General features: G+C 53.2%; 10 protein-coding genes. 7 read left to right on the top strand and 3 right to left on the bottom strand.

What is annotated here, in order from left to right; genetic code table 11:
* Positions 1 to 40 precede the first annotated feature (40 nt).
* Positions 41 to 1,984, bottom strand: a complete 1,944-nt coding sequence (locus D6C13_RS16160) for a methyl-accepting chemotaxis protein (RefSeq protein WP_120133741.1) — start codon at positions 1,982 to 1,984, stop codon at positions 41 to 43.
* Positions 1,985 to 2,308: 324 nt separating this feature from the next.
* Between D6C13_RS16160 and D6C13_RS16155 the strand changes: the two genes are divergently transcribed.
* Positions 2,309 to 3,121, top strand: coding sequence for a hypothetical protein (locus tag D6C13_RS16155; RefSeq protein ID WP_120133740.1), 813 nt, complete (start codon positions 2,309 to 2,311; stop codon positions 3,119 to 3,121).
* 141 nt (positions 3,122 to 3,262) lie between these two features.
* Here D6C13_RS16155 and sodA read toward each other — a convergent pair whose 3' ends face one another.
* Together sodA and fdhD are read right to left on the bottom strand one after the other, a co-directional pair.
* Positions 3,263 to 3,883, bottom strand: a complete 621-nt coding sequence (sodA, locus tag D6C13_RS16150; RefSeq protein WP_056775847.1) for a superoxide dismutase [Mn] — start codon at positions 3,881 to 3,883, stop codon at positions 3,263 to 3,265.
* Between the two features lie 208 nt (positions 3,884 to 4,091).
* A complete protein-coding gene (gene fdhD, locus D6C13_RS16145; RefSeq protein ID WP_120133739.1) occupies positions 4,092 to 4,934 on the bottom strand; it encodes a formate dehydrogenase accessory sulfurtransferase FdhD in 843 nt (280 codons plus the stop codon).
* A 144-nt stretch (positions 4,935 to 5,078) separates the two neighbouring features.
* On the opposite strand from fdhD, the gene fdnG reads away from it, so the two are divergent.
* From fdnG to exaC, 6 genes are all read left to right on the top strand, one after another.
* The gene (gene fdnG, locus D6C13_RS16140) at positions 5,079 to 8,126 is read left to right on the top strand and encodes a formate dehydrogenase-N subunit alpha (protein ID WP_120133738.1); all 3,048 of its coding nucleotides are present in this window, start codon (positions 5,079 to 5,081) and stop codon (positions 8,124 to 8,126) included.
* A 12-nt stretch (positions 8,127 to 8,138) separates the two neighbouring features.
* Positions 8,139 to 9,050, top strand: a complete 912-nt coding sequence (fdxH, locus tag D6C13_RS16135; RefSeq protein ID WP_120133737.1) for a formate dehydrogenase subunit beta — start codon at positions 8,139 to 8,141, stop codon at positions 9,048 to 9,050.
* Positions 9,047 to 9,700, top strand: a complete 654-nt coding sequence (fdoI, locus tag D6C13_RS16130) for a formate dehydrogenase cytochrome b556 subunit (protein WP_120133736.1) — start codon at positions 9,047 to 9,049, stop codon at positions 9,698 to 9,700. Before fdxH ends, fdoI begins: the two co-directional genes overlap by 4 nt.
* Positions 9,697 to 10,602, top strand: coding sequence for a formate dehydrogenase accessory protein FdhE (gene fdhE / locus D6C13_RS16125; RefSeq protein ID WP_120133735.1), 906 nt, complete (start codon positions 9,697 to 9,699; stop codon positions 10,600 to 10,602). The genes fdoI and fdhE overlap by 4 nt, the downstream gene beginning before the upstream one ends.
* An 85-nt stretch (positions 10,603 to 10,687) precedes the next feature.
* Positions 10,688 to 11,329 (top strand): glutathione S-transferase, encoded by a 642-nt coding sequence (locus D6C13_RS16120; protein ID WP_120133734.1) that lies wholly within the window; start codon positions 10,688 to 10,690, stop codon positions 11,327 to 11,329.
* A 101-nt stretch (positions 11,330 to 11,430) separates the two neighbouring features.
* Positions 11,431 to 12,969 carry an acetaldehyde dehydrogenase ExaC gene (gene exaC, locus D6C13_RS16115; RefSeq protein ID WP_120133733.1) on the top strand — a complete coding sequence of 513 codons (1,539 nt, stop codon included), beginning with the start codon at positions 11,431 to 11,433 and terminating at the stop codon, positions 12,967 to 12,969.
* Positions 12,970 to 13,001: the final 32 nt, after the last annotated feature.

The raw sequence follows: 13,001 nt of genomic DNA, 5'->3' as shown, positions 1-13,001 counted from the left end.
ACCTGCGCGCAATCAGGCGACTGCGCGCAGTAAAGATTGATCAGAACGTTTCCCAGTTTTCCTGGCTGGTTTTGTTCTGTGCCGGTGCCAGCATTGGGCGGCGCAGCTGTGCGGACGCCGGTGCATTCATCCTATTGCCGTTTTCAGCCAGACGGAATACTGAGACCGCCTGCGTCAGCGTTGCCGCCTGATCTTCAAGGGAATCTGCGGCGGCAGAAGACTGCTCAACCAGCGCGGCGTTCTGCTGTGTGGTGCTGTCCATCTCGACAATCGCCTGTGAAATCTGCGCGATACCCCGGCTTTGCTCGTCAGATGCCGAGGCGATTTCACCCATGATATCGCGCACGTGTGAGACGGATTTCACGATGTCCTGCATGGTGCGACCGGTATTTTCCACCAGTTTCGCGCCGGTACTGACGCGTTCCACCGACTCAGCAATCAGCCCTTCAATCTCTTTGGCCGCCTGCGCACTGCGCTGTGCCAGTGTGCGGACTTCTGAGGCCACCACGGAGAATCCGCGACCCTGTTCACCGGCACGTGCGGCTTCAACGGCAGCATTGAGTGCCAGAATGTTGGTCTGGAAAGCGATGCCGTTAATGACCGACGTGATTTCGGCAATGCGTTTTGAGCTGCCGGAAATCTGCTGCATGGTGTCGACCACTTCGCCGACCTGTTTGCCGCCGAGCGTCGCCGTGCCCGAGGCTTCGCTGGCCAGTTTGCTGGCGTGATGGGCGTTATCAGCGTTCTGTTTCACCGTCGCGCTCAGTTCTTCCATGCTGGCGGCGGTTTCTTCTACTGCCGCGGCCTGCTGTTCGGTGCGTGAGGAGAGATCGGTATTCCCGGCAGCGATTTCAGCCGCGGCGTGCGATACCTGAGAAACGCCTGAGCGGATTTCATAAATCATGGTACTGAGATTTTGGCTCATCGCTGAGACCGCGTTCATCAGCATACCCAGTTCGTCGCGTCTTGTTGTCGGATGCGCGGCGCTCAGGTCACCCTGAGCAATGGCTTCGGCGGTTTTCAGTGTATTGCGCAGTGGCTGGGCAATCTGGCGGGTAATGCGCCAGGCAATGATGATGCCGGCCAGCATGACGGCCAGCGTAATCACCAGCATGATCGTCTGCGCATGGCTGATATCCTGATGCGTATTGTCCAGCTCGTTTTTGAAGATTTTCGCCACCAGAGCATTCATTTCTGCTGCTTTTACCGACAACAGCTGGGAATTTTTCTGCTCTTCTTCATAGGCGGGCATATACGCCACAACATGGCTTTTATAGTTCGCCAGCGCGCTCATCAGCGGCGCGAGAGTCGCCTGCTGATTTGGCAGCAGCAGTGCATTCAGCTTTTTGGCGTTCGTTTGCGTGTCATCAATGGACTGCAACAGCTTGGCTTCGGATTCTTTGTTAATGCTCAGCAACAGGCCGCGCACGTCATAGCGCACGCTAATCAGTTTCTGAATCACTTCGGCGAGAGAAAGACGAATGGACGGATCGGCATCTTCTACGCGCAACTGATCCTGCAAACGCTTCACCACGGCTTCGGTTTCGGAAAGGTTCCAGCTCGCGCGGACGGCATCTTTCTTATCGACAGCCAGTTTGAAGGCGTTCTGAGCCTGCTGATATTCGTGGATTTTGACCGGCACCTGATTCAGATTCGCCAGGCTGGTGGCATCCCACTCCAGCTTGCCTTTCGACTGAGCAATGAGCTGCGAAAGCGCATTGATTTTGTCCTGATTCTGCCTGAGATAGGCGGGATCGTAATTGAGCTGATACAATGTGCGGCTGAGCCGGGCGTCGTTAAGCAACGCATTCATCTGGTTGCTGAAATCGACTTTTTCGGCACGCTGGCTGATGTCATTAAATTTGATCATCCCCGCTGCGGTGATGGTGACTGCGATCAGCAGGACCAGCCCGAAGCCCAGGCCCAGTTTGGTGCCGACTTTGAGATTTTCAATGCGTTGTGACAGACCTGTACCCTTTCCCATTACTGTTCTCCGCCGACGTGCTTGCCGATGATGTGTTTTTTGTAAGTAATTTATTAATTAAACATCGGAAGGACCTAAGACAAACCTTAGGGTTGAAAGCAGGTTTATTTGAAAAATGTGAGTGGGGTCTAATTTTGTATAAGTGACTGTCAAAAGGATTTAGTTAAAAAATTATTGATATAGCAGCATTCAATAAAAACCTCTGGATTATTATTTTACTCCTGTTCCTGTTCGAGTATAGTCAATTTAGTTTGATTGATTTTATATTCACCAAAATGCTGTTCACTCACAACATATACAGTTTAGAAATGGATTTTTATTTATATGCCTATAAATGACAGTAAATATCAAGATGCGCTCGATTATTTTTACGAGAGTGAGTCTGATTCTGAAAATGAATATTTTAGAACGCTGGAATCCGAGCACGACAGTCCAAGAAATCAATATTTAAAAAAAGTTGATATAAGAGTGAGAAGAGAAAGATCACAAAGAGAAGCTCAAATTAAATTAGCTCGAATTCAAGCTCAAGCTCAAGCGGACGCTTGGGATTGGGTTGAGCCTTGGGGCGGGACTGCGGTTGAGCCTGGAGCCTGGTCTTGGGTTGAGCCTGAAGGTGGGGCTTGTGGGGGCGCTGAAGCTCAAGACTTCCATCCATTTGATATGTTGGCAAGACTCCCTAGTTATATCCCTCCTTTTAATGATCGCACAGTATCAGCTGAGACAGTATTTGAAGGGGCCACATCGAAAGCAGAAAAAAGGTGGCGCGGTTCAACGGGCAATATTGAGCAATCAAAGTCAAAAAAAGGTGCCAGTGGCAAATCTAAAACCGTTATACAAGCCCCGCCTCCTGCTATAGAAGAAAAGAAATGGAAGGTCGATCAGAAAAAACTGGCAACAATTGAAGAGGAGGGAGCAACAAAAGCAAAGTACCAAGAGTTCATAAGTACTATTGTGAAGGGAAATTACAGTCCGCTGGACCCTAGATTCGAAAAGAGTAGGTGGGACTTAAAAAAAACGAAGCAAAAAGAAAAGTACATTCTTTATAGTATTAGACTGTCAGGGTCTCACAGAGCAACATTTATGGTGGATGAAAAAGAAAAGGTAGTGATAATACTTTCAGCAGGTAAACATGCTTAAAAGAAAAGTAACCACAATAAGAGGATTGCAGTGACGTAAAAAATGCATAGTCACTTATTGCACTTTTATTTTCAGGGTTTCCCTCAGAGAGAAACCCTGACGTTAATCGCTTACTGTAACCCTGTTAAGGGTTGCGCGAAATTACTTCGCTTCAGCCAGACGTTTTGCTGCTTCGTCCCAGTTTACAACATCCCAGAAGGCTTTGATGTAATCAGGGCGTTTGTTCTGATATTTCAGGTAGTAAGCGTGTTCCCACACGTCCAGACCCAGCAGCGGATAACCGGATGCGCCGGAAACAGCTTCGCCCATCAGCGGGCTGTCCTGGTTAGCCGTAGAAACAACGGCCAGTTTGCCGTCTTTCAGAACCAGCCACGCCCAGCCTGAGCCGAAACGAGTGGTTGCTGCTTTCTCAAATGTTTCTTTGAAAGCGTCAACGCTGCCGAAATCGCGTTCGATCGCAGATTTCAGTTCGCCCTGCAGGGTGGTGCCGGTTTTCAGGCCTTTCCAGAACAGACTGTGGTTAGCGTGGCCGCCTGCGTTGTTACGCAGTGCAACTTTCTTATCCGCAGGCACTTTATCCAGGTTTGCGATCAGCTCTTCAACAGAAAGTTTTGCCAGTTCTGGCAGGCTTTCCAGTGCAGCGTTCGCGTTGTTCACGTAAGCCTGGTGGTGTTTAGAGTGATGGATTTCCATCGTTTCTTTGTCGAAATGCGGTTCGAGTGCGTCGTATGCGTAAGGCAGTGATGGCAGTGAATAACTCATGTTCATCGTCTCCATAGTGTAGGGCGGCACCGTCATTGTGAGCACCGCGTAATCAGTCGGATCATTATAGTTAATTAAATGATATTGAAAATGATTATCTCTGCCCTACACTTTGTGCGGGTGTCCGTAAGCCCCTGTAAAACAGCGCTTAGAACCAGATAACCACAAACAATCCTAAATTGTCTAAAGGCACGTGATGCTTAAACCGTTACCGCAGTCTTTGCGGATGCGTATACACCGTTGCCCGTCCTGGTTTGCTGAAACCGACCAGTGTCAGATTACATTTTTCGGCGACATCTACCGCCAGCTTCGTGGCTGCGGAGACGGCAAACAGAACCTCGACGCCGCACATTGCGGCTTTCTGCACCATTTCATAGCTGGCGCGGCTTGATACCAGCGCGGCACCGGATTTCCATTCATTTTGCTTTTCACGCAGGCCGAGCATTTTATCGAGTGCCACGTGACGTCCCACGTCTTCGCAGCCACCCAGTAATTCACCCTGCGATGTTATCCACGCTGCGGCGTGTGTACAGCCGGTCAGCTGGCCAATTTCCTGTACGGATTTCAGCTGATTCAGCGCGTTGTCCAGGTTCGCCAGATCAAACGTTTGGGTAAACGGCAGCGGCGCGAGCGGACGGAACAAATCGCCCAGTTGCTCAATGCCACAAACGCCACAGCCGGTACGGCCCGCCATGGCGCGACGGCGCTCTTTCAGCCCGGCAAAACGGCGACTCGATAACTCAATGTTAACTTCGATACCGTTACAGTTTGGTGTCACATCCAGTCCGAAAATATCCGCGGCAGATTTGATAATTCCTTCCGACAGGGAAAACCCGAGCGCAAAAGCTTCGAGATCTTTTGGTGACGCCATCATCACCACATGCGAGATGCCGTTATAGACCAGCGCGACGGGGACTTCTTCTGCAATCCAGTCGTCTTCCAGTTCGCCAGAATGTGTGCGCTGCATCACCCGTTTTTGGCTGGCTCCGATGATCTGAGTCACTTTTTTATCATCTTTTTCGTCCGGTTCTTTTACTTGATGGACATCCATTGGCAATAACCTTATAAACATTCCGGCTACATAAGCCGCACAAACTGTCAGGACTTTAAGCCCTAATTTTACCGCTTCCGCGTCTGTCGGGGAAAGCGCCAATTTGAAAGCAATGTGTTAACAAATGATGGAAAGGAGTCTTTCATGCAAGTCAGCAGAAGACAGTTATTCAAAATATGTGCGGGTGGTATGGCCGGCACTACAGCAGCATTATTGGGGTTTGTCCCGGCAATAGCGCTGGCGGAAACCCGCCAATATAAGCTGCTTCGCTCACGTGAAACCCGCAACAATTGCACTTACTGCTCAGTCGGTTGCGGAATGTTGATTTACAGTCAGGGCGATGGCGCGAAAAACGTCACTGAAAATATCTTTCACGTAGAGGGTGACGCCGATCATCCGGTCAGTCGTGGCTCGCTGTGCCCGAAAGGCGCAGGCGTGCTGGATTACATTCACAGCGAAGGGCGTCTGAGATATCCGCAGTACCGCGCTCCGGGTTCCGATAAATGGCAGCGTATCAGCTGGGATGAGGCGATTTCCCGTATCGCCCGTCTGATGAAAGATGACCGCGACGCCAACTTCGTTGAGAAAAATGAAAATAACGTCACCGTTAACCGCTGGCTGACCACCGGGATGCTCTGTTCGTCTGCGGCCAGTAACGAAACCGGCCTGCTGGATCAGAAATTCACCCGCGCGCTGGGCATGGTGGCGATCGACTGTCAGGCCCGTCTTTGTCATGGCCCGACCGTCGCGGCATTAGCGCCAAGCTTTGGTCGCGGTGCGATGACCAATAACTGGGTGGACATCAAAAACGCCAACGTCGTTTTGATTATGGGCGGGAATGCGGCGGAAGCGCATCCGGTCGGATTCAAATGGGTGATTGAGGCGAAAACTAAAAATAACGCCAAAGTCATCGTCGTCGATCCGCGTTTCAACCGCAGCGCCGCCGTGGCCGATATCTACGCGCCAATCCGCGCCGGTTCGGACACCGCCTTCCTGCTCGGTATGATCAACTATCTGATTACGAATAATAAAATTCAGACCGAATACGTCAGGGAATATACCAACGCCAGCCTGCTGGTGCGGGAAGATTATGCCTTCAACGATGGCCTGTTCAGCGGCTTTGACGCGACGAAAAAATCCTACAACAAAGACAGCTGGCACTATCAGCTGGATGAAAAAGGTCTGGCGAAGCAGGACAAAACCTTGCAGGACCCGCGCTGTGTCTGGAATCTGCTGAAAGAGCACGTTTCCCGCTACACGCCGGAACTGGTGGAGCGCCTGTGCGGGACATCGAAAGAAGATTTTCTGCTGATAAGCTCCATTCTGGCGCAAACCTGCGCGCCCGATAAAACCTCGACCATTCTGTACGCACTGGGCTGGACGCATCACACCGGCGGCGCGCAAACCATTCGCTGTGCGGCGATGATACAGTTGCTGCTCGGCAACATCGGTATGGCGGGCGGCGGCGTGAATGCCCTGCGGGGGCACTCCAATATTCAGGGGTATACCGACCTGGGTTTGCTGTCGCTGAACCTGCCGGGCTATATGCCTTTGCCTTCAGAAAAACAGACCAATTTCACCGATTATCTGCAACAGATTACGCCGACGCCGCTGGTGGACGGGCAGGTGAACTTCTGGAAAAACACGCCGAACTTCTTCGTCAGTATGATGAAAAGTTTCTGGGGTGATCATGCCACGGCAGAGAACGACTGGGGCTTTGACTGGTTGCCGAAATGGGACAAAAGCTACGACGTCATGCAACAGGCCGAGCTGATGACCGAAGGCAAAATGAACGGTTACATCGTGCAGGGCTTCAACCCGCTGGCGGCGTTCCCGGACAAAAACAAGTCTTCGCGCGCGCTCTCGAAACTGAAATATATGGTGGTGATTGACCCGCTGGTGACCGAGTCCTCGAACTTCTGGCAGAACCACGGCGCGATGAACGACGTGCAGACTGCCGATATTCAGACCGAAGTTTTCCGCCTGCCTTCTTCCTGTTTTGCTGAAGAAAACGGTTCGATTGTGAACTCCGGCCGCTGGCTGCAATGGCATTTTCAGGCCTCTGAGCCACCGGGTGAGGCGCTGCACGACGGCAAAATCATCGCGCGCCTGTTTATGAAACTGCGCGAGCTGTATCAGAAAGAGGGCGGCGCAAATCCACTGCCGGTGATGAATATGGCGTGGGATTATCAGGATCCCCTCGACCCGCTGCCGGAAGAAATCGCCCGCGAAGCCAACGGCAAAGCGCTGGCGGATATCCATGACGATCAGGGTAATCTTCTGGCGAAAAAAGGTCAGCAAATCTCGACCTTTGCGCATCTGAAAAACGACGGCAGCACCGCCAGTTTCTGCTGGATTTACGCCGGCAGCTGGACCGAAGCCGGTAACCAGATGGCGCGCCGCGATAACGCCGATCCATCCGGTCTGGGCTGCACGTCAGGCTGGGCATGGTGCTGGCCGCTCAACCGCCGCATTCTGTACAACCGTGCTTCTGTCGACCCGCACGGTCAGCCGTGGGATCCAAAACGCGAAATCATCCGCTGGGATGGCGCGAAATGGACCGGCTTTGATGTCCCGGATTACAGCGCCGCTGCGCCGGGTTCCGGCGTCGGGCCGTTCATCATGCAACAGGAAGGCGTCGGGCGTTTATTTGCGACCGATAAAATGGCTGACGGCCCGTTCCCGGAACATTACGAACCGATTGAATCGCCGATTGGCACCAATCCGCTGCATCCCAGCGTTATCTCGAATCCGGTCACGCGTATTTTTGCCAGCGATTTGCCGAATATGGGCACTGCCAAAGATTTCCCGTATGTGGCGACCACCTATTCCATCACCGAACTATTCCGTCACTGGACTAAACACGCACTGCTGAACGCCATCGCGCAGCCTGAGCAGTTTATCGAGATCGGCGAAGTGCTGGCCCGTTCGAAAGGGATCGCGCAGGGCGATGAAGTCAAAGTGTCCTCGAAGCGCGGATTCATTGTGGCGAAAGCCGTGGTGACCAAACGTATTCGTCCTCTGACCATCGACGGCAAAACTGTCGACACCATTGGCATTCCGTGTCACTGGGGCTTTGAAGGCGCGACGCGTAAGGGCTATTTAGCCAATACGCTGACGCCGTCAGTCGGTGACGCTAACTCGCAAACGCCGGAGTTCAAGGCGTTCCTGGTTAACGTGGAAAAGGTCTAACGGAGGCGAATTATGGCAATGCAATCACAGGACATACTTCGTAAGTCCGCAACCAACGGGTTCACGCCAGCGCCGCGTGCCCGTGACCATCAGCAGGAAGTGGCGAAACTTATCGATGTCACCACCTGTATCGGCTGTAAAGGCTGTCAGGTCGCCTGTTCCGAATGGAACGATCTGCGCGATGACGTCGGTATCAATACGGGTGTTTACGACAACCCGATAGATCTCAGTGCGAAATCCTGGACGGTAATGCGTTTCTCGGAAGTGGAACAAAACGGCAAGCTGGAATGGCTGATTCGTAAAGACGGCTGCATGCACTGCGCCGATCCGGGCTGCCTGAAAGCCTGTCCGGCGGAAGGCGCGATTTTGCAATACGCCAACGGCATCGTCGATTTCCAGTCTGAACACTGTATCGGCTGCGGTTACTGCATCGCCGGTTGTCCGTTCAACATTCCGCGTATCAACAAACAGGATAACCGTGCCTACAAATGCACGCTGTGCGTTGACCGCGTGAGTGTCGGCCAGGAACCCGCATGCGTAAAAACCTGCCCGACCGGCGCCATTCATTTCGGCACCAAAACCGCGATGCAGGATTTAGCCGCAGAGCGCGTCAGCGAGCTGAAAGGCCGCGGTTTTGAGCAAGCCGGATTGTATGATCCGCAGGGCGTTGGCGGCACACATGTGATGTACGTACTGCATCATGCTGACAACCCGCAGCTGTATCACGGCCTTCCAAAAGATCCGGCGATCAGCGCGGCGGTTACATTGTGGAAAGGTGTCTGGAAACCACTGGCCGCCGTGGGCTTCGCGGTGACCTTTGCGGCGGCGGCCTTCCATTTCCTCGGCGTGGGGCCGAATTACGTCAAAGAGGAAGAACACAAGGAAGGGGAAGATAAACATGACGATGAGGAGAAACGGCCATGAAAAAAGAGAAGTTAATCCAGCGTTATAGTCTGGTGGAACGCCTCAATCACTGGACCGTGGCGTTTTGCTTTGTGACGCTCGCACTCAGTGGCCTGGGCTTTTTCTTCCCGTCATTTAACTGGCTGATGAATATTTTCGGCACCCCGCAGATGGCGCGCATCCTCCATCCGTTCTTCGGCGTGGTGATGTTCGTGTCTTTCCTCGGCATGTTTTTCCGTTACTGGAAGCATAATCTGCCGGAAAAAGACGACATCGTGTGGGCGAAAAACATCGGCAAAGTGCTGACCAACCATGAAGTCGGTGACACCGGTCGCTATAACTTTGGCCAAAAATGCGTGTTCTGGGCGGCGATCAGCTGTCTGGTATTGCTGATGGCCAGCGGCGTCATTATCTGGCGTCCGTGGTTTGCCGATTACTTCCCCATCCCGCTGATCCGTCTGGCACTGCTGGTACATTCTCTGGCCGGTATCGGGCTGATTCTGGTGATCATCATGCACGTCTACGCGGCGACCTGGGCGAAAGGCTCAATCGACGCGATGACCGGCGGCAAAGTACCGGTGTCATGGGCGAAGTATCACCATCCGCGCTGGTATCGTCAGGTGCGCGATGAAGAGCAGAAAAAAGAGCAAGACGCGAGGAAAGCCGGATGAGCATCCAGATAGTTGCACAGGACTTACTGGCTGACGGTAAAAAAACGGCGGGGGACATCCCGCCGGTACTGTTCGCTAACCTGAAAACGCTCTACCAGAATCGCGCCGATCGTCTGAAAAAACTGGCAGAAGACAGCCTGCTCGACAGGTATCTGAACTTTGCCGCCACGATTTGCGATGCGCAGCAGCAGGTGCTGGAGACGTTCCCGCTTGATATCGACCTGAGCGACGAATTGCAAAAAGCCGCCAGTAAACCGCCGCTCGATTGCAGTCTGTTTCCGCGTACGCCGCACTGGCTGACTCTGCTGGATGCGCTGATTGCTGTCCTGAAACCGGGTGCACCGGAGCCGGTACGCGTGGTGCTGGAACGCCTTGAACAGTCCCCGAACCTTCAGCGCGAAATGATGGCGACAGAGCTGCTATGCCAGGATTTCAAACAGGTTCCCGCCGACAAAGCGCCGTTTATCTGGGCGGCGCTGTCTCTTTACTGGGCGCAGATGGCGGCACAGTTGCGTGGCGTCGGTCGTGCGGATTACGGTGAAAACCGCCAGTTCTGTCCGGTCTGCGGCAGTGTTCCTGTTTCTGCGGTGATAGCGGCCAGCGGTCTGCGCTATCTGCACTGCAATCTTTGCGAAAGCGAATGGCACGTGGTGCGGGCGAAATGCAGCAACTGTGATGAGATGAAACATCTCAATCTGTGGTCGATTGATGATGAGCAGGCGACGGTAAAAGCGGAATCTTGCGATGACTGCGGGGCATACCTGAAACTGATTTATCAGGACAAAGACCCGCAGGCTGATGCGGTGGCTGACGATCTCGCGATGCTGCTGCTTGATGACCGAATGGAAGATAAAGGCTTCTCGGGCAGTGGTATCAACCCGTTCCTGTTTCCCGCGCAATAACCTGTAAATCTGGCGGCCGTGACTGGTAAACCCCGGCACGGCTGCTAGCTTTAAAAGAGGTTCCGCTGAAAACGAGGAGGGTCTGATGAAGTTGATCGGCAGTTATACCAGCCCGTATGTGCGCAAAATTTCGGTGATGCTGCTGGAGAAAGGCATCCCGTTTGATTTCATTAACGACACGCCCCACGAACCAGGTTGTAAAATCACGCAGTTCAATCCCCTTGGTAAAGTCCCCGCGCTGGTCGCCGACGATGGCGAAATTTTTTATGATTCTCCGATCATTGTGCAGTTCATCGAACTGATGAATGTCGCACCGACGCTGTTGCCGTGGCAACCGCTGGAAGCCTTGCGCGTTAAGCAAATCGAAGCGCTGGCCGATGGCGTGACAGATGCCGCCGTGGCGTTAGTGCTCGAAGGCCGTCGCGATGCCGATAAGCGTAACGAAGCCTGGATTTTGCGTCAGCGGGAAAAGCTGCTGCGCGGGCTGGATGCACTGGAAAAACACGCAGCCAGCCGCACGCTGCTCAATTCTGAAAGCCTGAATGTGGCCGATATCGCCGTCGCCTGCTGTCTGGGCTACATCAACTTTCGTCGTATCGCGCCGGGGTGGTGTGTCGAACATCCTGAACTGATAAAACTGGTTGAACGCCTGTTCCAGCGTGAGAGTTTTGCGCGCACAACGCCCCCCGGAAGTAGTAACGCCAGCGTTGCAGCAAAAAAGGTGTGAAGCCGCTCGAAGAGTTCTCTTTACATCCCGCCGGTTAAATTTTCACTGCCTAAACTTTATGCAGCGCTCTGCTAAAACCTGCTGCATAAAGGAGTTCCATCATGGCTTATGATAAAAATCCTCATGCCGTCAAACCGGAAGAATACGGTTTCCCGCTCAAACTCAAAAAACAATACGACAACTTCATTGGCGGTGAATGGGTCGCGCCGGTGAAAAAAGAGTATTACGACAACCTGACGCCGGTCACCGGTGAAGTGCTGTGCAAAGTTGCCAGTTCCAGCACGGATGACGTTGAGCTGGCGCTGGACGCCGCCCATAAAGCCAAAGACGACTGGGGCAAAATGCCGGTTCAGCAGCGTGCCAACTTGCTGCTGAAAGTCGCCGATCGCATGGAACAAAACCTCGAACTGCTGGCAAATGCCGAAACCTGGGATAACGGTAAACCGATCCGCGAAACCAGTGGTGCCGATGTGCCGTTAGCCATCGACCACTTCCGCTATTTTGCCTCCTGCGTGCGTGCTCAGGAAGGCGGGATCAGCGAAATCGACAGCGAAACTGTTGCCTATCACTTCCACGAACCGCTCGGCGTGGTGGCACAAATCATTCCGTGGAACTTCCCGTTGCTGATGGCGTGCTGGAAAATGGCACCGGCGCTGGCGGCAGGTAACTGTATTGTGCTCAAACCGGCCAAACTGACACCACTTTCTGTCCTGCTGCTGATGGAACTGGTGCAGGATATTCTGCCTGCGGGCGTCATCAACGTGGTCAACGGCGCGGGCGGTGAAATTGGCGAATATCTGGCGACGTCCAAACGCATCGCGAAAGTTGCTTTCACCGGTTCGACCGAAGTCGGCCAGCAAATTGCCGGATATGCCGCGCAAAACCTGATCCCCGCCACGCTGGAACTGGGCGGTAAATCCCCGAATATTTTCTTTGCCGATGTGATGGACAAAGAAGACGAATTCTTCGATAAAGCGCTGGAAGGCTTCGCGCTTTTTGCTTTCAATCAGGGTGAAGTCTGCACCTGCCCGAGCCGCGCGCTGGTACAGGAATCCATCTATGAACGCTTTATGGAACGCGCCATCAAACGCGTCGAAGCGATCAAAACCGGTAATCCGCTGGATATGGAAACGCAGATGGGCGCGCAGGTCTCTGCCGGTCAGATGAAAACCATTCTGGATTACATCGAAATCGGTAAAAAAGAGGGCGCAGAAGTGCTGACCGGCGGCGCGAAGAAAAAACTGGAGGGCACGCTGAACGAAGGTTATTACCTGCAACCGACCATTCTGCTGGGTAAAAACAACATGCGCGTTTTCCAGGAAGAAATCTTCGGACCCGTACTGGCGGTGACGACGTTTAAAGATATGGATGAGGCGCTGCAAATTGCCAACGATACGGCATACGGGCTGGGGGCGGGCGTCTGGAGCCGCGACGGTAACGTGGCCTATCACATGGGGCGCAACATTCAGGCTGGTCGTGTCTGGACCAACTGTTACCACGCCTATCCGGCGCACGCGGCGTTCGGTGGCTACAAACAGTCCGGTATCGGGCGCGAAACCCACAAAATGATGCTGGATCACTACCAGCAAACCAAGTGCCTGCTGGTGAGTTACTCGAGTAAACCGATGGGGTTATTCTAATTCGGAGTTGCCATTAATACCCCACCCCAGCC

Source organism: Rahnella woolbedingensis, from assembly GCF_003602095.1.
GTDB classification, from domain to species: domain Bacteria; phylum Pseudomonadota; class Gammaproteobacteria; order Enterobacterales; family Enterobacteriaceae; genus Rahnella; species Rahnella woolbedingensis.
The sequence above is the reverse complement of the archived record's forward strand: the minus strand, read 5'-3'. Positions and strand labels throughout refer to the sequence as shown.

What these genes read in the sequence shown, in the direction of transcription:
- D6C13_RS16160 (WP_120133741.1), bottom strand. Translation starts at nt 1,984, where the DNA reads ATGGGAAAGGGTACAGGTCTGTCACAACGCATTGAAAATCTCAAAGTC.
- D6C13_RS16155 (WP_120133740.1), top strand. Translation starts at nt 2,309, where the DNA reads ATGCCTATAAATGACAGTAAATATCAAGATGCGCTCGATTATTTTTAC.
- sodA (WP_056775847.1), bottom strand. Translation starts at nt 3,883, where the DNA reads ATGAGTTATTCACTGCCATCACTGCCTTACGCATACGACGCACTCGAA.
- fdhD (WP_120133739.1), bottom strand. Translation starts at nt 4,934, where the DNA reads ATGGATGTCCATCAAGTAAAAGAACCGGACGAAAAAGATGATAAAAAA.
- fdnG (WP_120133738.1), top strand. Translation starts at nt 5,079, where the DNA reads ATGCAAGTCAGCAGAAGACAGTTATTCAAAATATGTGCGGGTGGTATG.
- fdxH (WP_120133737.1), top strand. Translation starts at nt 8,139, where the DNA reads ATGGCAATGCAATCACAGGACATACTTCGTAAGTCCGCAACCAACGGG.
- fdoI (WP_120133736.1), top strand. Translation starts at nt 9,047, where the DNA reads ATGAAAAAAGAGAAGTTAATCCAGCGTTATAGTCTGGTGGAACGCCTC.
- fdhE (WP_120133735.1), top strand. Translation starts at nt 9,697, where the DNA reads ATGAGCATCCAGATAGTTGCACAGGACTTACTGGCTGACGGTAAAAAA.
- D6C13_RS16120 (WP_120133734.1), top strand. Translation starts at nt 10,688, where the DNA reads ATGAAGTTGATCGGCAGTTATACCAGCCCGTATGTGCGCAAAATTTCG.
- exaC (WP_120133733.1), top strand. Translation starts at nt 11,431, where the DNA reads ATGGCTTATGATAAAAATCCTCATGCCGTCAAACCGGAAGAATACGGT.